The sequence below is a fragment of the Marinobacter alkaliphilus genome (assembly GCF_055394375.1).
The window spans coordinates 1,396,955-1,417,105 of record NZ_AP043751.1 but is presented as its reverse complement, the minus strand read 5'-3'; the positions used below and the strand labels follow the sequence as shown (position 1 = coordinate 1,417,105).

General features: G+C 59.4%; 18 protein-coding genes. 9 read left to right on the top strand and 9 right to left on the bottom strand.

The features are described from left to right. Nucleotides 1-24 precede the first annotated feature (24 nt). Nucleotides 25-879 carry a substrate-binding periplasmic protein gene (locus tag ACZ5Q2_RS06305; RefSeq protein WP_061330805.1) on the top strand — a complete coding sequence of 285 codons (855 nt, stop codon included), beginning with the start codon at nt 25-27 and terminating at the stop codon, nt 877-879. Here ACZ5Q2_RS06305 and ACZ5Q2_RS06300 read toward each other — a convergent pair. Continuing rightward, complete coding sequence (locus ACZ5Q2_RS06300; protein WP_061330806.1) at nt 852-1,829, bottom strand: META domain-containing protein; 978 nt, start codon at nt 1,827-1,829, stop codon at nt 852-854. The genes ACZ5Q2_RS06305 and ACZ5Q2_RS06300 overlap by 28 nt on opposite strands. A gap of 137 nt (nt 1,830-1,966) precedes the next feature. Further along, on the bottom strand, nt 1,967-2,407 hold the full coding sequence (locus ACZ5Q2_RS06295; protein WP_061330807.1) for an META domain-containing protein: 441 nt from the start codon (nt 2,405-2,407) through the stop codon (nt 1,967-1,969). Between the two features lie 109 nt (nt 2,408-2,516). On the opposite strand from ACZ5Q2_RS06295, the gene ACZ5Q2_RS06290 reads away from it, so the two are divergent. From ACZ5Q2_RS06290 to ACZ5Q2_RS06275, 4 genes are all read left to right on the top strand, one after another. After that, on the top strand, nt 2,517-3,254 hold the full coding sequence (locus ACZ5Q2_RS06290; RefSeq protein WP_061330808.1) for a glutathione S-transferase family protein: 738 nt from the start codon (nt 2,517-2,519) through the stop codon (nt 3,252-3,254). A gap of 109 nt (nt 3,255-3,363) precedes the next feature. After that, nucleotides 3,364-4,338 carry a sterol desaturase family protein gene (locus ACZ5Q2_RS06285; protein WP_061330809.1) on the top strand — a complete coding sequence of 325 codons (975 nt, stop codon included), beginning with the start codon at nt 3,364-3,366 and terminating at the stop codon, nt 4,336-4,338. Next, nucleotides 4,304-5,239, top strand: coding sequence for an alpha/beta fold hydrolase (locus tag ACZ5Q2_RS06280; RefSeq protein WP_061330810.1), 936 nt, complete (start codon nt 4,304-4,306; stop codon nt 5,237-5,239). The genes ACZ5Q2_RS06285 and ACZ5Q2_RS06280 overlap by 35 nt, the downstream gene beginning before the upstream one ends. A 90-nt stretch (nt 5,240-5,329) precedes the next feature. Further along, entirely contained in the window at nt 5,330-6,220 is an 891-nt protein-coding gene (locus tag ACZ5Q2_RS06275) for an alpha/beta fold hydrolase (RefSeq protein ID WP_432210332.1), read from the top strand. A 74-nt stretch (nt 6,221-6,294) separates the two neighbouring features. Here ACZ5Q2_RS06275 and crp read toward each other — a convergent pair whose 3' ends face one another. After that, complete coding sequence (gene crp / locus ACZ5Q2_RS06270; protein ID WP_007153756.1) at nt 6,295-6,936, bottom strand: cAMP-activated global transcriptional regulator CRP; 642 nt, start codon at nt 6,934-6,936, stop codon at nt 6,295-6,297. Between the two features lie 280 nt (nt 6,937-7,216). Between crp and ACZ5Q2_RS06265 the strand changes: the two genes are divergently transcribed. The 3 genes from ACZ5Q2_RS06265 to ACZ5Q2_RS06255 all read left to right on the top strand — a co-directional run bounded on the left by ACZ5Q2_RS06265 (nt 7,217) and on the right by ACZ5Q2_RS06255 (nt 9,569). After that, complete coding sequence (locus tag ACZ5Q2_RS06265; protein ID WP_374787444.1) at nt 7,217-7,639, top strand: OsmC family protein; 423 nt, start codon at nt 7,217-7,219, stop codon at nt 7,637-7,639. 144 nt (nt 7,640-7,783) lie between these two features. Next, complete coding sequence (speD, locus tag ACZ5Q2_RS06260) at nt 7,784-8,575, top strand: adenosylmethionine decarboxylase (protein WP_061330812.1); 792 nt, start codon at nt 7,784-7,786, stop codon at nt 8,573-8,575. A 133-nt stretch (nt 8,576-8,708) separates the two neighbouring features. Then, on the top strand, nt 8,709-9,569 hold the full coding sequence (locus ACZ5Q2_RS06255) for a pirin family protein (RefSeq protein WP_061330813.1): 861 nt from the start codon (nt 8,709-8,711) through the stop codon (nt 9,567-9,569). A gap of 3 nt (nt 9,570-9,572) precedes the next feature. On the opposite strand, the gene ACZ5Q2_RS06250 is transcribed toward ACZ5Q2_RS06255, so the two are convergent. Beyond that, nucleotides 9,573-10,439, bottom strand: coding sequence for a phosphoribulokinase (locus ACZ5Q2_RS06250; protein ID WP_061330814.1), 867 nt, complete (start codon nt 10,437-10,439; stop codon nt 9,573-9,575). Between the two features lie 18 nt (nt 10,440-10,457). Next, the gene (locus ACZ5Q2_RS06245; protein ID WP_432210333.1) at nt 10,458-14,210 is read right to left on the bottom strand and encodes a DUF1631 family protein; all 3,753 of its coding nucleotides are present in this window, start codon (nt 14,208-14,210) and stop codon (nt 10,458-10,460) included. Nucleotides 14,211-14,403: 193 nt separating this feature from the next. On the opposite strand from ACZ5Q2_RS06245, the gene ACZ5Q2_RS06240 reads away from it, so the two are divergent. Beyond that, nucleotides 14,404-15,474, top strand: a complete 1,071-nt coding sequence (locus ACZ5Q2_RS06240) for an aminopeptidase (RefSeq protein WP_432210334.1) — start codon at nt 14,404-14,406, stop codon at nt 15,472-15,474. Here ACZ5Q2_RS06240 and argA read toward each other — a convergent pair. The 4 genes from argA to argB are packed head-to-tail and all read right to left on the bottom strand — an operon-like array spanning nt 15,448 to nt 20,130. Further along, nucleotides 15,448-16,755 carry an amino-acid N-acetyltransferase gene (gene argA / locus ACZ5Q2_RS06235; RefSeq protein WP_354444765.1) on the bottom strand — a complete coding sequence of 436 codons (1,308 nt, stop codon included), beginning with the start codon at nt 16,753-16,755 and terminating at the stop codon, nt 15,448-15,450. The two genes, ACZ5Q2_RS06240 and argA, sit on opposite strands and share 27 nt — an antisense overlap. Before the next feature lie 17 nt (nt 16,756-16,772). After that, complete coding sequence (gene argE, locus ACZ5Q2_RS06230; protein WP_432210335.1) at nt 16,773-17,942, bottom strand: acetylornithine deacetylase; 1,170 nt, start codon at nt 17,940-17,942, stop codon at nt 16,773-16,775. Nucleotides 17,943-17,964: 22 nt separating this feature from the next. Further along, nucleotides 17,965-19,209, bottom strand: a complete 1,245-nt coding sequence (locus tag ACZ5Q2_RS06225; protein ID WP_432210336.1) for an acetylornithine deacetylase — start codon at nt 19,207-19,209, stop codon at nt 17,965-17,967. Nucleotides 19,210-19,233: 24 nt separating this feature from the next. After that, a complete protein-coding gene (gene argB, locus ACZ5Q2_RS06220; RefSeq protein WP_058091499.1) occupies nt 19,234-20,130 on the bottom strand; it encodes an acetylglutamate kinase in 897 nt (298 codons plus the stop codon). Between the last annotated feature and the right edge of the window lie 21 nt (nt 20,131-20,151).

The following is a 20,151-nucleotide window of genomic DNA, read 5'->3' as shown; positions in this document are numbered from 1 at the left end:
ATACTGATGGCGGTTTAACCTTCCATGTTCAGAACCCTGCTGCTCTGTGCGTTTTTCCTGCTGTCGGCCTGTTCCGACCAACCCCCACCGGGTTTGCCCGCCACTGAGCCACCCAGCCAGCCAGAACTGTCCAATGCACCGCCTGAATCCCCAGCAGCCACCGACATACCCGTTCGGCGAGTGATTCTCGCCGCGGACCCATGGTGCCCCCACAACTGCCTGGCAGGCGCGCTGCAGGAGGGCTACATGGTGGATATTGCCAGGGAGATCTTCGCGGAGGCGGGCTACGAATTCGATTACCAGAATTTCGGCTGGGCACGCTCGCTGCAGCTGGCACGGGAGCAATTGATTGACGGAGTGGTTGGCGCGCTGAAAGGCGATGCACCGGACTTCATCTTCCCCGAGACCAGCCTTGGCGAAGCCCGAATTACGCTATATACCCACCCACAAAGTCAATGGGAGTATGACGGCATTGACTCCCTGCAGGGCAAGACATTATTGGTGATTAACGGGTACGCCTACTCTCCGGAACTTGATCACTATATCAGCGAATACACGGATGATTCCGAGCGGATCTGGATTCTGTCTGGCCCGGCACCACTGGCCCGAGCCCTCCAGCTTCTGGAACGCGAACGCACCGACGTGTTTGTTGAAGACAGCGCCGTGATGTCCTGGTTTCTGGCTCAAAACACGTCCATTGCCGCCCCCAGAAACGCGGGGCTGGCCTACGAGGCCCCCCTGTTTATTGCCTTCCCGCCGGAAAACCCTGACGCAGCCGAACTGGCAAACCTGTTGGACAGCGGCCTCGCCCGGCTGACGGCCAATGGCAGGCTCGCCGCCATCCTGTCGGCTTACAGGCTCTCTGACCCGGACTTATAGGCGGTAATAGTGTCACCGGACGCGGTCCGCAACAGCAGCTCGCCATGGCGGCCAATTCGGCCATCGACCACCTCTGACATCAGGTCAAGAAACCGCTGTTCCTGGTTCATCAATGCCGGCGCGCAGGCCATCAGTGTGGTGGCCGGCGGCGTAAAGCTCAGGCCTTCTCCGGTCAGCCGGAAACCGCCGGAATAGCGGTTACAGGAGGCCCGGCCCGCAACCCGCCCCTCGTCAAGAAACTCGATCGTGATCCGGGACCGGTCGATGATCCCACTGCCTGCAAGATCTTCAACAACCCATTCCGCACCGCGGAACAAACGTTCCCGGTCACCACCGCAGCCCATGAAGGTTTCACCGTCCAGAGTCAACCGAACCTGCGCCGGATACTGGGCCCCGGCCATGTCGTCCTCGCACAGCTGGTGGGCTATACGGAATTCCAGTGCCTGACCGTCGAACCGTGCCTCGTAGGTTCGCCCGTGCCGGTTGGCCAATGTTTCATTCAGCACGATCTGCTCGCTGAGCTGCTGATCGTATGGACGGCTCAGGCTCATCTGGTTCTGCTCAATCTGCACTGACCAGAATGGCTCGGTACCGATGGCACGAAACGAACTTTCGATCGCCCCCGGCTCCAGGCACTCGGGATAGACCTGTCCGCGCAATGTCAGTGTGCCCCGCTCTCCCTTGCCCCAGAAACTGGTATCCGGGTCGCCCGGCGCCTTGTAGAGCGCACCGGAGGCAGCCACTGCCGGCTTCAGAAGTACCCGCTTGTTCAGGTATTCCAGCCCCACCAGATCACTGCCTTCAGAGCTGGTCATCCGAACATCCAGCTGACCGCAGCGATATTGGCCAAAATCGGACAAGCCCTCGGTTTGTGGATGGGAGGCACAGGCTGCCAGGGTGAGGCCCGTCAGCGCCACGACGGACAACGGCAATACTCGTCGCAAAAACATGAACACATCCTCTGTTGTTCCACACTACAGGTCGCTAGTTTAGAGATTCCCGGCCCGATTAACCATCATTGCGGACACGGGAACCTTGCATCCCGGAAAACAACCTTCGACGTGTCTCAGACAACCAGCGGAGCGGATTACTCCTGACCGCTGGGCTGTGGTACCGCAGTCATTTTTGTTCCATCGGCCGTTTCAAGCACCAATCGGCCGTCAGGCTCGAACTGATAATGCCGTACATCCCCCAGCAGCTTCAAAAACCGGTTTTCCTGCTGCATCAGAGGTTCAGGGCACGCCATGCGGGTGGCCGCCATGCGAGAGAGTTCAAGCTGGGTGCCATTGGCATCCCAGCCACCCTGGTAGCGGTTGCAGGAGGCACTTCCGGAAACCCGCCCTTCGTCAGTAAAGGCGATGGTGACATCGCTTTCTTCTGCCACCGGGTCGCCGTCAATTTCTTCGACCTGCCACTGACTCCCTGCCAGGTTCATGGTTTTTCCCGTCGCCCGCTCCTGGGACAGGGAACATCCCCATAACGACCCGGTGACCAACAACATAGCGAGGACATTCTTTGCAAGACTCATATAACCCCTTGAAACTTATGGAACAACCCTCACAGTCTACGCCTCGCCTGGTGGGAAATCGCTGACAGAAGAGTTAATCTTGCGTCATCAAAACACCGGGAGCACACCCATGACCGTCAAGCTCTATCAGTTCTGTATTTCCCACTATTCGGAGAAAGCCCGCTGGGCACTGGACTACAAAGGTGTCAACTACAAGCCGATCAATCTGCTCCCGGGCCAACACGCGCGAACCATCACCCAAATGACCGGGGCGGATTCCTCGGTGCCGGTGCTGGACCATGACGGCCAGATCGTTCAGGGTTCAGCGCAGATCGTGGATTATCTGGACCAGATGTTCCCCGACAACCCTCTGACACCGGAAGACCCCATACTTCGTGAACAAGCCCTGGAATGGGAAAAAAAGCTGGATGAACAGGCTGGGCCTGCCATTCGCACCTGGGTCTATCATTACTTTCTGCAACGGCCCAAAGTGGTGGTTCCTTTGCTCGCCGCCGGCACCCCGTTCTATAACCGGATTCTGCTCAGCCTGGCCTTCAGCCGGGTGGATGAGATCATGCGCAAGTGGATGAAGATCAACCAGAAAACGGCAGATGCGGCGCAACAGACCCTGGAGCAGCTGGTCACGGAACTGACCGACATCTACCGCCAGCGGCCCTACCTGGTGGGCGACCGGTTCAGCCGGGCAGATCTGGCCGCTGCAGCCCTGCTGGCGCCGCTATTCCAACCGCCCCAGTATCCGGTGCCCTGGCCAAAGCCCGCCCGTATTCCCAAACCGGTACAAAGCTGGCTGGAAGAGTGGCGCCCCAAACTCGAGCCGATCGAAGCCCTCTACCAGAAGCATCGCTGACGGTGTTCGTGTGTCGGAAACCGCCACTTGCGCTGACGTAATAGGACAACGTGTTTGGCGGTAATTGTGCCAAGATAGACCCTGAACAAGAACAACACCGGGTTCCTTAATGGCACTGATAGACATGATGAAGGCGGTGCTGGAAAACAGCGGCCTGCTGGCACTCTGGCAAACCGTAGCCCCTTGGCTGGCACTGGATGAGCGCCAGCTTATTTTTGTGGTAGCCACACCGATTTTTATCGGCGTTACCCTGTGGGAATACCTGAAAATCCGCCACGACCCGGCGCTGATGGATACCCGCGAGGCGGTCCGGAATTTCGCCCTGGGCGCTGGCTACCAGACCACAGAGCTGCTGTTCGCAGGCATCATCGCTTTTCCGGTTTATGCCCTGTGTTATCACTTCCGACTGTTCGACCTCGAGCTCAACGGGCTCACTGCCTTTCTGACCTTCCTGGGTGTCGACTTCTGTTTTTACTGGATGCACCGGGCCAGTCACCGGATGCGCTGGTTCTGGGCCGCCCACGTAGTGCACCACTCGTCAGAGCGGATGAACTTCTCAACCGCGATGCGCCAGAACGCCACCAATATTTTCAACGGCATGTGGATGTTCTATCTGCCGCTGGCACTGGTCGGTTTCAATCCTGTCTGGATTGGCGTGGCCTATGCGCTTTCCCTGGTCTACCAGTTTTTTATCCATACCACGCTGGTAAAGAGGCTGCCCGGCTGGTTCGAAGCTGTATTTAATACCCCAAGCCATCACCGGGTGCATCACGGCCGCAATCCCGGTTATATCGATCGTAACTATGGCGGCACGCTGATCATCTGGGATCGACTGTTTGGCACCTTCGTGGACGAAGATGCCAAGGACCCGCCCGAGTACGGCATCACCCGCCCGGTGGCCTCAAATAACCTGATTGTGCTCTGGACCCACGAATACGTGGACCTGTTCCGCGACATGCAGCAGCCAGGCGGACTATTGTCTCGACTCAAACACCTGTGGAAACCGCCGGAGTGGCAACGCCCGGCCGCAAAGGAACCCGGCCAGGACCATGCGCAAACAGACCCTGCTACTGACAACCCCTGACAACCATCAGATCAACGCGACCCTGTTTGAACCAGAGCCGTCACCCAACTGCTGCCTGATCATCAGTCACGGCATGGCCGAACATGGCGACCGCTATGCGGCCCTGGCCTCCTGGCTAGCCGACCAGGGCGTGGCGGTCATCAGCTATCACCATCGCGGCCATGGCCCGGGCAGTGGTCACCCAGGACACTACGCAGACTCGGACGGCTGGCAGAAAGTGGTGGACGACCTGAACCAGGTGGTCCACTGCGCCCGGGAACAGATGCCGGGTATTCCGGTCGCCCTGCTGGGGCACAGCATGGGTTCGTTCATTGCCCAAAGCTACGCCCAGCAATACGGCCAGAACCTGGATACGCTGATCCTCAGCGCAACCAACCGAATCCACACAGCTGAACTTCGGTTCTCGCTGCTACTGGTGCGCCTGATACGGGCGTTGCGTGGGCAGCGGCACGCCAGTAAGACCCTTGCCCGGATGACGTTTGGCAAATTTAACCGGATGTTCAAACCCAACCGCACGCCCTGTGACTGGCTCAGTCGGGACCCGCATCAGGTGGATCTGTACCTGGCCGACCCCTGGTGTGGATTCGAATGCACCACCGGGCTATGGCAAGACTTTATCCAGGGTATGCTGTCGATCAATCCCGCCCGGTGGCGCCCGGACCTGCCCGTTCACCTGTTCGCCGGCACCGATGACCCGGTGGGCGAAATGGGCAAAGGCATACGCTGCCACTTTCAGGCCATTCGGGAGGCCGGCGTGCAACAAGTCACCCTCCGGCTGTTTGAGGGCGGGCGTCACGAAACGCTGAACGAAACTAATGCTGAGGTGGTCTGGCAGCATCTGCTGCAATGCTTGCCCGGCCGAAGCCAGGGCCTCCGCCGTGACCAGGCCCTGGCAGGCTGACATCACCGGCATGGTTTCTGGCCTGTTTGGCCGCAGAGCCTGCCACCGGATACCGCTAACCTGATCAGACTTCAATGCCACCACAAGGTAATGATCAGCGTGAGTATCGAACAAGAACATTGGGTGACCAGCGGTGACCTGCTCCTGTACGCCAGAGTCGAAGGTAATCCCCAGGCCACGCCATTGGTATTGGTACACGGCTACCCGGACAACCACAGTGTCTGGGACAAGGTGACCGAGCAACTGAAAAAGGAATATCTGGTCGTCCGCTACGACGTTCGGGGCGCTGGCCGCTCCGACAAGCCTGCCAGAACCAGCGCCTATCGCATGAAGTGGCTCGCGCAGGACCTCAAGGCCGTGGCTAACGCGGTGATCCCGGATCGCAGCTTCCACCTGGTGGCCCACGACTGGGGCTCTATCCAGAGCTGGGAAACGGTGACCACCGGAGCCCTGGACGGGCGCATTCGATCCTACACCGCCATTTCGGGACCTTGCCTGGATCACGTGGGCTACTGGCTGCGGGACCAGATCATGGCACCCCGCTCCGGGGGCACCACCAAAGTCCTGAAGCAGCTGGCCAGCTCCTGGTACGTGTTCATGTTCCAGTTACCGGTGCTGCCAGAAACCCTGTGGAAAGCCGGCCTCGACCGCTTGTGGCCCGGGTATCTTCGCAAACACGAACAGATTGCCGATGCCCAGTTCAGCGAATACCAGAAAGCCGACGGCCACTATGGCGTCAAACTTTACCGGGCCAACTTTATCCGCAAGCTGCTGCGACCAGAACCGCGACTGGCAGGCTGCCCGGTGCAGGTGATCATCCCCACCCGGGACGCCTATGTGGGCCGCCAACTCACCGAGAACCTGGCCCGCTGGACCGGCAAGCTGACCCTGCAGGAACTGGACACCACGCACTGGGCGCCCATCACCGAACCGGCGGCCGTATCACGGTCGGTGCGGGAGTTTGTCGAAGCCCATCGCTGATATGGGCGACCACCACAACGCAAAAGGCCGCTGAAATTCAGCGGCCTTTTGGGCAGTTGCCAGGTGGGAATCATTCAGCGGGTGCCGTACACCACCATGGTTTTGCCCTTGACCCGAACCAGGCCCTGGTCTTCCAGCGTTTTCAGGACGCGGCCCACCATCTCCCTGGAACAACCAACAATACGGCCAATCTCCTGGCGAGTGATCTTGATCTGCATGCCATCGGGATGGGTCATGGCGTCGGGCTCCTTGCACAGGTCCAGCAGGGTGCGCGCCACCCGGCCTGTCACATCCAGGAACGCCAGGTCGCCAACCTTGCGGGTAGTCTGGCGCAGGCGAGAAGCCATCTGCTCGCCGATGAAATACAGCACCCTCGGGTCCTGCTGGGCGATCTCACGGAACTTGGTGTAACTGATCTCCGCCACCTCACACTCGGTCTTGGCCTTGACCCAGGCACTGCGGGAATCCATGTTGTCGAACAGGCCCATTTCGCCGAAAAAGTCTCCGGCGTTCAGGTAGGCCATAATCATCTCGCGGCCATCATCGTCTTCAATGATGACGGTGACGGAACCTTTGACGATGTAAAACAGGGAGTCGCTTTTGTCACCGGCATAAATAATGGTGCTTTTGGCGGGGTAACGCCGACGGTGGCATTGGGAAAGGAAATAATCCAGGTGTTTGGTTTTCTGCTCAACCGGCTTGACGATGGTAGCCATAGTGCGGGACATGCCTCCTCAGAGTCTGGCGATTCCTGATGTTTTTCTGCCCCGCATTTCCTTGCGGGTTTCGCGATTTTTATTGTTTGCAGCGCAACTTATAACAAGAAGGTCATCTTTCGGCAACTCGAAAGCGGATACAAGATGTATCTGGGATCAATGCCTCTTTGGTCGCAAGGGGTAGCTGTCGCCACTATCAGACTGTGCTAGCATCCTCCATCAGGCTCCGGAGCAACCTTGATCACATCCGGCCATGAACCATCACCCATGGGAGAACCCGATGAAAGCAACCGTCGACTGGACCGGCAACGCCAGTTTCAGGGCTACCAGTGGCAGCGGCCACAGCGTGCAGCTGGACGGCCCACCCGATCACGGCGGCGAAAACCTCGGGCCACGCCCCATGGAAATGCTGCTGATGGGCGTGGGCGGCTGCTCGGCCTTTGATGTGATGAGCATCCTGAAAAAGAGTCGGCAAGACGTCACCGCCTGCCATGCCGAACTTGAAGCAGAGCGGGCCGATGCCGTGCCGGCTGTCTTTACCAAAATACACCTGCATTTTGTGGTTACCGGCCACAACCTCAAAGAGAAGCAGGTCGAGCGGGCGGTCAGCCTGTCTGCTGAAAAATACTGCTCAGCGTCCATCATACTCGGAAAAGCCGGTGTCGAGATCACCCACAGCCACGAAATCCGCGCCGCAGAGTAAGCGATTTCCGTAGCCAGCGCACCCCATGCCGCCGTTGGGGCCACTGTAACCAAAAATGTCATTGTAGATACTATTCATTGACACACACGGTATGCATAATACGCAACTTTCTCCGCAGGTCTGCGCAAAAGGTGAGCAATTATTATGGAAACCAAACTCCAGCTGCACGGTTTCAACAACCTGACCAAATCCCTGAGCTTCAACATCTACGATATCTGTTACGCGCAGACCGAAGAGCAACGTGAAGCCTACATTGACTATATCGACGAGATGTACAACGCCGAGCGTTTGACCCAGATCCTGTCTGACGTGGTCAAGATCATCGGCGCCAACATCCTCAATATTGCACGCCAGGACTACGAGCCCCACGGTGCCTCTGTGACCATGCTGATTGCCGAGCATGAACTCACCGACAGCGAAGCCAACAACGAAGAATCTCCGGGCCCGCTGCCCGACACCATCGTAGCGCACCTGGACAAGAGCCATGTGACCGTTCACACCTACCCGGAAAGCCACCCTCATGATGGCGTCAGCACCTTCCGCGCCGATATCGACGTGTCCACCTGTGGCCTGATCTCGCCCCTGAAAGTGCTCAACTACCTGATCCACAGCTTTGACTCCGATGTGGTCACCGTGGACTACCGGGTACGTGGCTTCACCCGTGATGTCGATGGCACCAAGCACTATATCGACCACGACATCAACTCGATCCAGAACTACCTGACCGAGGACACCCAGAACGCCTATCAGATGATCGACGTGAACGTGTATCAGGAAAACCTGTTCCACACCAAGATGATGCTGAAAGAGTTTAACCTGGATAACTATGTGTTCGGTGTGAATGCCGGCGAACTGGACCCGGCCGAAGCCCAGTCCATCGAAGACCGACTGCGCCGCGAAATGCTGGAAATCTTCTATTCCCGCAACGTGGAATAAGCTCGTTCAGCGGTGGCATCGTGCCACCGCTGAACTTCTTCAGTTTTTTTGATCTGCCCCGCCAGAATTCTGCGTTTTCATCCTTCGTCTCTCCCCGGTTTAATAGAACCATCATCAACGAGAGGAGGACGACATGACGCTTCGCTCCCTGAAACAAATCATTCCCGCCCTGGGCACCTCTGATGGCGCCGGCGTAAAAATCAAACGCTCACTGGGTCAAAGCCAGGCCATTCGCATGGACCCGTTCCTGATGCTGGATGAGTTTGGCTCCGACCAGCCCCAGGACTATATCGCCGGCTTCCCTGCACACCCGCACCGGGGCTTCGAGACGGTCACCTACATGATCGAAGGGCACATGCTGCACGAAGACCACCTGGGCAACCGTGGCAACCTTCGTAATGGTGGCGTGCAGTGGATGACCGCCGGCCGGGGCATCGTGCATTCTGAAATGCCGCAACAGGAATCCGGTGTCATGCGCGGCTTCCAGTTGTGGCTGAACCTGCCGGCAGCCGAGAAAATGAAGCCAGCCGGCTACCGGGATATTCAGCCCGAAGACATCCCCGTGTTCAATCAGCCCGGAGCCTCGGTAAAGCTGATTGCCGGCGAGATGAATGTCAGCGGCGTGCAGGTATCCGGCGCCGTGACCGGCGGCACTACCGAACCGCTATACGCCGACATTCACCTTGAGCCCAATGCCCAGCTTTCGCTGCCCGTGGCACAGCCCCTGAACGCCATGCTGTACCTCTACGAGGGCAACGCGAGCCTGGTGACTGGTGAGGCACAAACCCAACTTCGGCTATCGGCTGCCAACCTGCTGGATGACGGCGATGAGATCCTGCTGGCGGCTGGCCCATCCGGTGCCCGGCTGCTGTTGATTGCAGGCCGCCCGATAGGTGAGCCGATTGTTCAGTACGGGCCGTTCGTGATGAATACCCGTGAGGAAATCGAGCAGGCACTGAGGGATTACCAGACCGGTCGCTTAACCGCCGCCTGAACATCAGGCGAAGGTTCGGCCCGCCATCAGGCGTTGGATCATGGGACGAATGATCAGCTCCATGGCCAACGCCATCTTTGGCCCCGGAATCACCAGCGTGTCGTGGCGTGACAGCGTGCTCTGGGGAATGGCCTGCAACAGCCAGGAAAAGTCCACCTCGTTGGAGTCTCGAAAGTGGATCACCACCATACTTTCGTCTTCACTGGGCACATCCCGGGCAATGAAGGGATTCGACGTATCCACCAGCGGTATCCGCTGGAAGTTGATGTGAGTATGGGAAAACTGGGGCACGATATCGTGCACGTAGTCCTCCATACGGTTGATGATGGTCTGTACTACCGCCTCCTGACTGTACCCCCGCTGGTTGGTATCCCGATGGATTTTCTGGATCCATTCCAGGTTGACAATGGGCACCACGCCGATCAGCAGGTCAACGTACTGGGCAATGTTGAAGCTTTCGCTGACCACGCCCCCGTGCAGCCCTTCATAGAACAGCAGGTCCGTGTCTGCCGGTAGTGGTCCCCAGGGGGTGAAGGTCCCCGGTTTATGACCGGCCTCAACCAGCTGGCGATCTTCATCGTGAACGTACTTGCGGTATCGTCCGTTGCCGGTATGGCTGTAGTCATAGAACAAAGCTTCGAGACGGTCGATATGATTGGCTTCCAGGGCGAAGTGGTTACGCTCGCCAAACTGCCCCTTGGCCGCCAGCCGGGCCATCTGTTCCCGGGTGTACCGGTGAAAACTGTCCCCCCCCACCATGGCGGCGTTCAACTCCTCGCTGGCAAACAACCGCCTGAAAATCTGGCCGGTGGTGGTCGTGCCGGCCCCGGAGGAGCCAGTCACCGCTATGATAGGGTGGCGTTTGGACATAATGAGAAATTCCCCGGATCAGGTCAGGCTGGTGAGCAGGCGTGGTTTTTCAACAACAAAGCCCTGAGCATAGTCCACACCCAACTGCCTGAGCATATCCAGAACGTCTCGGGATTCAACCTGGGAGGCAATGACTTCCCGGTTCATGTAGTGCGCCATGTCCACCATGGATCTCACCATTGCCTGGTCAGTCTGGCTCGACACCAGCTGGCTGGTGAAGGCGCTGTCAATCTTGATCAGATCCACCGGCAGGGAACGCATGAACTGGAACGAACTGGGGCCACTGCCGAAATTACCCAGACAGAACCGGCAGCCCAGTTCTTTCATTTCCATGATGAAATCGGCCACCGCCTGCACGTCGCTGATGGCAGAAGCCTCGGTCAGCTCAAACCACAGCCGTTCGATGGGCGCGTCTTTTTCACTGAGCTTCTCATAGATAAATTCCAGCAAGCTCTGATCATTCAACGAATACCCAGACAGGTTGATACACACGCCACCGACGTGTCGGGGGTCCGGCGCCTGGTCCCTCAGCCAGTCCAGCATATGCCCGACCACCCAGCGGTCCACCGCCTGCATGCGGTCATAGCGCTCAGCCATGCGCACAAAATCCTGGCCGGTTATCAGGGCGCCGCTGTCATCGTACATGCTGATCAGAATCTCATACTGGGCCGTCATCCGGGCCTCAGCATGAAGCGGTATGATCTTCTGGCAGCGCAGCAGCATGCGTTCTTCATCCGGATCCGACAGGCTGGCGACGCGCGCGGCGATCTGCTCCTGGCGGGCCTGGTCATCGGCATCCAGGGTATATTCGGCGATCTTGCCCGGCCCCATTTTCCGGGCCTGGGATAACGCCTGCTCCGAACTTCTCAGCCAGCGTTCAGCACTCACCAGAGCCGGCAACTCGGCCACCAGGCCAACGTTCGCCGACAACGTATACTGGCGGCCGCCAAAGGCAAACTCTGCCGATTCAATGGCCTCAATCAGGGCCGCGGCCACATCCTGGCCCTGCTCTTCCGCAACCAGCATGGCGAACTCATTGCCGGCCAGGCGCGCCACCGGCATGCCATCACCCACATGGCGGCACAACAGCTCTGCCACCTGTTTGAGGGTTTCATCACCAGCCTGGTAGCCAGCGGTATCATTGAGCAACCGGAAGCCACGCAGGTCCAGATGCAACAGAGTGCGGCTGTCTTCACGACGGGCCAGCTGCTGCTCCAGCATCCGTTCGAACTCCCGGCGGTTGAGCAAACGGGTCAGCTCGTCATGGGTGGATGCCCAGGACAGCTGGTCATAAACGTTGCGGACCATGCGGTCGATACTTTCATCCACCAGTGGTCGGTCGTACTGGTTATCAGGCACGATGACGCCTTTGCGCATCTGCCGGGCCAGCGCGTCCAGCTCCAGCTCAACCACCCGCATGCCCTGATGATTGACGAAGACAAAGCGGCTAAAGCCCCGGGCAATCCAGACCAGCCGGATATACTGGGGTTCATCAGGCCGGGTCTGGTCCCGCAGCCAGTCCCCGGTACGCAGCTGCTGTGACCGGTTGATCCAGCGCTGAAGGCTGCGCTGTTCCCGCTCGTTGAGGGTTTGCGGGTCTTTCTCGGCTGGTTTTGCCGGCGGCACTTCGACCATCTCAGGGGTTTTGTCGGGCCGGCGAACCAGGAAGTGCTTCAATTCATCGCGAATCTGGGATGACGGCATGTGATTGCTGGATATCGACGCCAGGCCGTCCTGGATCAGCCGCAGAAGCTCCGGCAGGTTGATACTGCTCTCCGGATCATCGGCAAAGGCCAGCAGCGAATCAATCACCGCCAGGTAATCCTGCCAGAGCTGACTGTCTGGCCCCTGGCGAATCCAGGTCAGTGACAACAGGTCCCGCCAGCCGCCTTCCAGCAAACTGACCAGCGCCCGGGGTACCTTGCGACCGGCAATACGCTGATCAATCGCGGCGCTCACCGCCGCCTTGGACTCAGACACCTTCTGGGCACCCTCGGCCGCTGCCGTTACACGCTCGACGTTCCGGCGGTAGACCAGATTCTGCCGGTCAATCAGGGTGTCCAGCTCGGTCACCGTCTGTTCAAACACGCCGGTGTCCTGCTCGAAATCCGTGGCAATGCGCTGAACCAGCTCGTCGACCCGTCGCTGGACCACCGGGTTCAGGCGGCCACCCTTCACCCCCAGCTGGGCCAAACGGTTCATCACGCCGCGGACAGGGCTGTCCTGATCCTCAAAAAACGCCGGATCCCGCATCACTACCTTGAGCACCGGGACTTCCAACTGGCGCATCCGGGCCTGCACATAGTCACTGAGCTTGGGGCTTTCCACGACACTTTTGAAAAAGCGATCAACGACATCCAGGGTTTGCTGCTGCTCGTCATCCAGCCGGGCTTCGCCGATTTCCTTGATCTTCTCGACCACACGCTCTTTCAGCGGGGCGGCGGATTCTTCCTGGCCCGCCGCGCGCACCTGCAACTCCTGCAATTCCCGGTGCAGTTCACCGGTCGACAGTGGGCGCGCATTGGGGGCAAAGTCCTCCCGGGGACTTTCCCCTCGGGAAACCCGGCTTGCCTGCAGGGTTGTGAGCAGATTGCGAACGGTGGAAAACGCCGTCTGGGCGGCCTGGGCGTAGCCGCGGAATTCACCGGATAACCGGCTTTTCAGGGCTCGACTTGCGGTCGTGGCGCGGGATTCCTCGGCGGGCTGGGCCGGGCTCTCGGCTGGGGTCTCTTCTGGCCTGGTGACTGTCGGCGCGGGCGTGGGCTCGTTCTTTGGCGGTGCCTGCTCACTGAGGTATTTGGACAGGTCCAGGTCTGGCAGCACACCATGGCGAATAAGAATGTTGTTCAGTTCCCGGTACAGCGGCGCCAGTTGTTTAAGCACGGTTTGCTCAAAGGTCTTCAGGCAGACTTTCTCCACCTCCCTGGTTGCCTTGAGCTGTAACAGGGCATGATGGAAAGCCTCACAGACCAGCGCTGGCCCAAGCGGGTTGTGGTGGCCGGTGCGATTGGCGATACCGAGCTTGTCCAGTCGCAGCTTGAGCTGAAGCAGGTCGCCCCGGTACTGGGTATCGGCCCGGGTGACCATTACCCGGATGGTCAGCCAGTCTTCGAACTCGTTCTTGTCGACCACAGACAACTCAGCCCCCGGCGCGCCCTTCTGGGCTGGCTTCAGAGGAGATTCCAGGAACCTCGCCATATGGTGCCAAAGAATCCTCTGGCGTGCCTGGAGCTGCCCTGAGGCGTCCATATACTCGTTGGCCAACTGGTCACTGGGTGCCTTCTGGGCAGCCTTGCGGAGCGCCTCTGCCATCTGCACGAAACAGGCATCCATCAGCGGCTCAATGAAACTGGTTACCGTTTTTGCGGACTGATGGAGAACAAACTGCACACGCTCACTCGGCGCCCGCAACGACGACCTGGCCTGATCACCACTGCTGCCGCAAAGCTGCAGCATGGCATTCAGGGCGTCGGGATTGGAGCGGGTGAAGTTTACCCCCATGGCGCCGTCGATACGCCGAACGGGACTGACGTGCAGTTCGTAACGACGCTGACCATCCGCACCGCGAAAACGAACCACCAGCTCGGACGGCTGGTTTTGATCGAACACCCGGTCCAGTTTTCGGGAGGTTTCACCGGAATAACGTATGAACAGGCCTTCGGCGCAAAAATCAGCAATCTGGCAGGGCCAGGTATTACCGCCACCTGCGTCGAGCTGCGCTGCGAGTTTAATGGGCTGTCGGGTACTGCTACGACGTTCTCTCGGATCCATGAACTACCTGACCAATTGATAAGCCGGCCTGGTCGCCAATGACCGTCGCCCTGGCGAACATCCCTGAGTTAGTGGCTGTGATCTGCTGTTATGATAAAAAGAGTATAGCCAGCCCCGGAAAACAGCCAGCGAGCCTGTCACGACGAGCACCAGGGCGGAGCCGGAAAGACCATCAATCACAACGTACGGATACATGAGACAGCTTAGTCAGATCTATCTTCTTTTGCTACTGTTACCGGGGCTCCAGGGGTGTTCGACCATTGGCTACTATGGCCAGGCAGTGGGCGGCCATCTTTCACTGATGCTGCGGGGACAACCCGTGGAATCCGTTGCCCGCGACCCACAAACTGACCCTGAACTGAAACGAAAACTGTCCGTTGCACAGTCCGCACGCACCTTCGCAAATGACGTACTTCAGCTACCCGTCGGCAAGGCCTTTACCAAATACGTTGAACTGGACCAGCCCTGGGTTGTGGTCAACCTGGTTGCTGTACCCGAATTCTCGCTGGATCCTCACCAGTGGTGTTATCCCGTGGTGGGCTGCCAAGCCTACCGAGGCTACTTCAATCTGGAGCGGGCGCGCAAGGAGCAGGCCCGGTTCAACGCACAGGATTACGACACCTTCATCGGCGCCGTCACTGCCTACTCTACCCTGGGCTGGTTCAATGACCCTCTGCACACCGGTTTTACCAGCCTGCCAGATGACCGCATGGTGGCACTGATGTTCCACGAACTGGCCCATCAGGTGGTGTATATCAAGGAAGACACCGCGTTCAACGAAAGCTTTGCCACCGCCGTTGAACTGGAAGGCCTGAGAATCTGGCTGGAACAGCAGGCGTCCGAAGCCGGTTTTGACCGCGCCCTGCAGCGGCTGGAGCACCGTAATCGGACCCTGGACCTGGTCAACGACGTCGGCGCACAGCTCCGACAGCTTTATCAGCAAAAACAGGTACTGGCCGCAGACGTGCTAAGGGACCGCAAGGCAACCCTGTTGGAGGAACTGGCCCATGCCTACGCCGAGCTATCAGAAGACTACCCGGAGCCTGGCCCATTTGGCACACCGCCGGTGCGCCTGAACAACGCCAACCTGGCTCTGTTCCAGCAATACAACCAGCATGTGCCGGCATTCAGGCAATTGTTGCGGGATCACCACTACGACTTCGGGCGCTTCTATGACTCGGTCAAGACCTTGTCCAGGGCCACGCCGGAGGAGCGGGAACAACAGCTCAGCGCCCTGTCACAACGGTTTGTAGAACACCTTTGAGTTGCGCTGGGTGTTGTAGGAGGCCAGCTTTGGCCCGGGCAGATCCTGCACCGCCGTGGGCAGAAAGCCCCGCTCCCGGAACCAGTGTTCGGTCTGGGTGGTCAGCACGAACAGTTTCCGGATACCCTGGGCCTTCGCCAGCTTTTCAATCATCGCCAGAATGTCGTCACCACGCCCGGCACGCCGGTACGACGGGTCGACCGCAAAACAGGACAGTTCACCGGTGCCTTCGTCCGGGTAGTGATACAGGGCAGCACAGCCAACGATGGTGCCATCCCGCTCGGCCACGACGAAGCGGTCCACTTCGGTTTCCAGCATTTCCCGGGAGCGGCGCACCAGGATGCCCTGCTCTTCAAGGGGCTGGATCAACTCCAGAATACCCCCGATATCTTCCACCCTGGCCTGGCGGATCTGCTCGTAGTTATCGCCGCTGACCAGGGTTCCGGAACCGTCCCGGGTGAACAGTTCCTCCAGCAACGCGCCATCCTCAACGTAGCTGATGATGTGGGCCCGGCGCACGCCTTTCACACAGGCATCACAGGCTGCTTTGAGCAGTGCCGCGTCATGGCCGGTCACCACATTGGTATTGAGGCGTTCCGACGCCTGGCGGGCCGACAGCTCCCGAATCAGTGAGCCGTCTTCCTCAAGCAGGCCTTCGTCATCAATGAACACGATCAGTTTTTCTGCCTGCAAGGCAGCCGCCACCTGGCTGCCAACGTCCTCGTAAGACAGATTGAAAGCATCACCGGTGGGTGAGTACCCCATCGGCGGCAACAGAACGATGTGGCCTTGTTCCAGCAGCTGTTCGATGCCCCGGGTATCCACCCGGCGCACTTTCCCGGTGTAGCCGAAATCCACGCCATCCAGCACGCCCACGGGCTTGGCGGTGACATAGTTTCCACTGGTGACCCGGATTCTGGCATTGTGCATGGGCGAGTTAACCAGGCCCATGGATAACTGGCTCTCCAGGTAGGCCCGCAATCCGCCAATAGCCTCCATAACCAGGGGCAGGTGGTTATCCGGGGTGATGCGCAGGCCACGGGCAAAGGCGGACTCCAGGCCGGCGTCGTCCAGCCGGGACTGAATCTGCGGGCGACCACCAAAGGCCACCACCAGGCGCACACCCAGACTGCTGAGCAAGGCAATATCGTGGATGATATTGATGAAGTTCCGGTGCTCGATGGCATCGCCAGGCATGGTCAGCACAACGGTTCGGCCGCGATGAGCATTGATGTACGGAGATGAGTGGCGGAATCCGTGCAGCCATTCGTTCGATTTCAAACCTTTCTCCCCTTCCATCACAGACAAAACTGCTTGATCAGCCCGCGCAGAATATCCACGGTTGGTTGTAATTGCGACATCTCGAGAAACTCATCCGGCTGATGGGCCTGGTCGATGGAACCAGGCCCCATCACCAGGGTTTCCAGGCCCAGCTTCTGCAACCAGGGCGCCTCGGTGGCGAAGGCAACCGCATGGGCGGTATGGCCGGTCAGCGCTTCACAGGCCTTGACCAGGGCCGCGTCGGCCGGCGTTTCGAACGGCGGTACGCCGTCGAACAAGGGCTCGAAAGTCAGATTCAACTGCCGGCGCTCGGCCAGGGGCTGCATCCGGTTGAGGATCGCCTGGCGCAGGGTTTCCATGTTCATCCCGGGCAACGGTCGCAAATCGAAGTGGAGTTCGCACTGAGCGCAGATTCGGTTCGGGTTGTCACCCCCGTGAATGCAGCCCAGATTCAGCGTCGGTACCTGTACCTTGAAGTTGGGGTTTCGGTATTTTTCCTGCCATTCAGAGCGCAGGCTCAGCAGTTCCCCCAGGGCCTCGTGCATGCCCTCCAGGGCATTACGACCAAGGTCCGGGTTGGAGGAATGGCCGGATTGACCATCAAACCGCAGCCGCTCCATCATGATGCCCTTGTGCATCCGAACCGGCTTGAGATTGGTCGGCTCGCCGATGACCGCATACCGGGCCTTCGGTTTGCCGGCCTCGGCCAGGGCCCGGGCGCCGTTCATGGAGCTTTCTTCGTCCGCTGTGGCCAGGATAATCAGCGGTTGCTGAAGCGTCTGGTCAACAAAGGCTTTGGCCGCTTCAATGGCGAGTGGAAAGAAGCCTTTCATATCGCAGGTGCCCAGGCCGTACCAGCGATTGTCCTTTTCGGTCAGCGTGAACGGATCACTTTGCCAGCGCTTGTCATCGAACGGAACGGTATCGGTGTGGCCAGAAAGCACCAACCCGCCCGGACCGCTGCCCAGCGTGGCTATCAGGTTGTACTTGCCCGGCATGCCCGGCACTTCCAGGATTTCCACCGCAAACCCCATGGGCTCCAGCCATTCGGCCAGAGTTCGCACGACCGCCTCGTTGCTGTGGTCCCAGTCCGGTGATGCGCTGCTGATGGAGGGCAGCGAAATCAACCGGGTCAGCATGTCCCGGATGCCCGGTACGGTCTGTAACTTGTCAGTGCTGTGCGCCATGGTAGCCTCCCGGCTGTTGATCTCAGTCTGCCCTGCCCCGCCGCCAGACATCGAATTGGGTGATCGCACGGATCAGTATCGGATAGGCCACTTCGCCGCCAGCAACGGTGCGTGACACTTCCAGCTCACGCTCACCCACGCTGACCAGGCGGCCTTCTACCTGATTGCCGTTAGACAGCGTTACCCTCACCTGCCGCCCCAGCCAGCTCTGCGCCCCGTCCAGGTCCGCAGGGTACCATTGCTGAACACCGGGCTCCTCCCGGGGGATCACAGGTTCCAGAGCTTCCAGGGGCAGCTGTGGCTCCGGGGCCTCCATTTCGGTCAGGTAGATGTCGGGAACCCCGGCACCGTTATAGTCAACGGGCCAGGCCGCTTCGGGCACCGATTCGGAGCGTACCGGTATTCCATAAGTTCCAGCGCCGGGCTGAATGGCAAATTGCAACTCGCCACCTTCCATCAGCCACTGTCGATAGAGCGCCAGTAACTGATCGCTGCCATCGTAACCGCGGGCTTGCAGACCTGCCTCCATCACAGAGACGGCGTTGCGGGCCCATTGGTTCACGTCCTGCCCGGTTTCCCGGGCACAGTAAGCTGACAGGCGGCGCATCAGGCCGGCATCACGAAAGGTAATACGAACCGGTTCAGCACTGCTCTCCAGGGTGGCCGCCAGGCCGGAGAGGTGAACCCGGGCGCCCGGCCATTCCGCTTCCAGGCTGCCAGTTTCTGCACTGTTGATCTCCAACCGGACCCCCTCAAGGCTCTGCTTCAGGTGCACATCACCTCGAATAGCGGAAATCCCCATGCGCATCAGGTCGCCACTGCCCAACTGCTGCCGGGGATCAGGCGCACAGGCCAGCGACACCAGCGGCGGCAGCCGTGATTGCGCCTCGGTACCCGCGGTCAGCCAGTTCCGGAACATGGTCGGCTCCAGAGCCATGCTGGCCTGCTCTGCCGCCAGCGACCAGGTCGCCGGCAGAGGTGACGGATTGGCCAGGGTGGTCAGCAGGGTCACCGGGGAACCGGCATCAAACTCAATCAGACCCAGTTGCAACGGCTGGGTCAGTCGGAAATCTTCCCAGCGGGATTGCCTCAGGGTCACCCGGCCATCCAGGGCCGAGCCAATCTGGCCTCGCTCCAGCACACCATAGCCGGAGAGCTCCGACCGCGCTTGTGCCATGCGCTGATCCGTCAGCCACCAGACGCCGGCCTTGAAACCGACAAAAGCCACGATTCCCAACGTGATCAGAAATGACAACAGGCGCTTCATCCGGTTGCTCCCGGGTCAGGTTGTTTAGTTCCGGGAAATCAGGGTACCAACGCCTTCGTCGGTAAAGATTTCCAGCAGACAGGCATGGGCAACACGGCCATCAATGATGTGGGAGGTGCGCACGCCGTTTTCCACCGCACTGAGCGCGCAGCGAATCTTCGGCAGCATGCCCCCGTGGATGGTGCCATCATCAATCAGATCGTTGACCTGCTGGGCGGTCAGGCCGGTCAGCACCTTGTCTTCCTTGCTCTTCAGGCCGGAGACATTGGTCAGCAGAATCAGCTTTTCCGCCTTCATGGCTTCCGCCACCTTGCCGGCCACCAGGTCGGCGTTGATGTTGTAGGAGGCGCCATCCGGGCCCACACCGATCGGGGCGATCACCGGAATCACGTTGCTGCGGGTGAGCATGTCGATCACGTCGACATTAACACTGGCAACCTCGCCCACGTGGCCAATGTCGATGATCTCCGGTCGTTCCAGTTCCGGTGAACGGTCAACCACCTCCAGCTTGCGGGCACGAATCAGGTTGGCGTCTTTACCGGTCAGGCCCACGGCGGTGCCTCCCTGGGCGTTGATCAGGGATACAATTTCCTTGTTTACCTGGCCACCCAGCACCATTTCCACCACATCCATGGTTTCAGCATCGGTCACGCGCATGCCGTTCACAAAGCGGGATTTGATGTTCAAACGCTCCAGCAGCTCGCCAATCTGGGGGCCGCCGCCGTGAACCACGATGGGGTTGATACCCACCAGTTTCATCAGCACCACGTCCCGGGCAAAGCTGCTTTTGAGCTCTTCGTTTTCCATGGCATTACCGCCGTATTTGATCACAACGGTCTTGCCAGTAAATCTTTGGATATAGGGCAGGCCCCGGCTCAGTACCGAGGCCACCTGCATTGCTGTTTCACGATCCAGCGCCATGGTGATGTGCATTCCTTACTG

Bases quoted from the DNA above. Each gene is read 5' to 3' on its own strand.
- ACZ5Q2_RS06305 (WP_061330805.1), top strand. From the start codon at position 25: ATGTTCAGAACCCTGCTGCTCTGTGCGTTTTTCCTGCTGTCGGCCTGT.
- ACZ5Q2_RS06300 (WP_061330806.1), bottom strand. From the start codon at position 1,829: ATGTTTTTGCGACGAGTATTGCCGTTGTCCGTCGTGGCGCTGACGGGC.
- ACZ5Q2_RS06295 (WP_061330807.1), bottom strand. From the start codon at position 2,407: ATGAGTCTTGCAAAGAATGTCCTCGCTATGTTGTTGGTCACCGGGTCG.
- ACZ5Q2_RS06290 (WP_061330808.1), top strand. From the start codon at position 2,517: ATGACCGTCAAGCTCTATCAGTTCTGTATTTCCCACTATTCGGAGAAA.
- ACZ5Q2_RS06285 (WP_061330809.1), top strand. From the start codon at position 3,364: ATGGCACTGATAGACATGATGAAGGCGGTGCTGGAAAACAGCGGCCTG.
- ACZ5Q2_RS06280 (WP_061330810.1), top strand. From the start codon at position 4,304: ATGCGCAAACAGACCCTGCTACTGACAACCCCTGACAACCATCAGATC.
- ACZ5Q2_RS06275 (WP_432210332.1), top strand. From the start codon at position 5,330: ATGATCAGCGTGAGTATCGAACAAGAACATTGGGTGACCAGCGGTGAC.
- crp (WP_007153756.1), bottom strand. From the start codon at position 6,936: ATGGCTACCATCGTCAAGCCGGTTGAGCAGAAAACCAAACACCTGGAT.
- ACZ5Q2_RS06265 (WP_374787444.1), top strand. From the start codon at position 7,217: ATGAAAGCAACCGTCGACTGGACCGGCAACGCCAGTTTCAGGGCTACC.
- speD (WP_061330812.1), top strand. From the start codon at position 7,784: ATGGAAACCAAACTCCAGCTGCACGGTTTCAACAACCTGACCAAATCC.
- ACZ5Q2_RS06255 (WP_061330813.1), top strand. From the start codon at position 8,709: ATGACGCTTCGCTCCCTGAAACAAATCATTCCCGCCCTGGGCACCTCT.
- ACZ5Q2_RS06250 (WP_061330814.1), bottom strand. From the start codon at position 10,439: ATGTCCAAACGCCACCCTATCATAGCGGTGACTGGCTCCTCCGGGGCC.
- ACZ5Q2_RS06245 (WP_432210333.1), bottom strand. From the start codon at position 14,210: ATGGATCCGAGAGAACGTCGTAGCAGTACCCGACAGCCCATTAAACTC.
- ACZ5Q2_RS06240 (WP_432210334.1), top strand. From the start codon at position 14,404: ATGAGACAGCTTAGTCAGATCTATCTTCTTTTGCTACTGTTACCGGGG.
- argE (WP_432210335.1), bottom strand. From the start codon at position 17,942: ATGGCGCACAGCACTGACAAGTTACAGACCGTACCGGGCATCCGGGAC.
- ACZ5Q2_RS06225 (WP_432210336.1), bottom strand. From the start codon at position 19,209: ATGAAGCGCCTGTTGTCATTTCTGATCACGTTGGGAATCGTGGCTTTT.
- argB (WP_058091499.1), bottom strand. From the start codon at position 20,130: ATGGCGCTGGATCGTGAAACAGCAATGCAGGTGGCCTCGGTACTGAGC.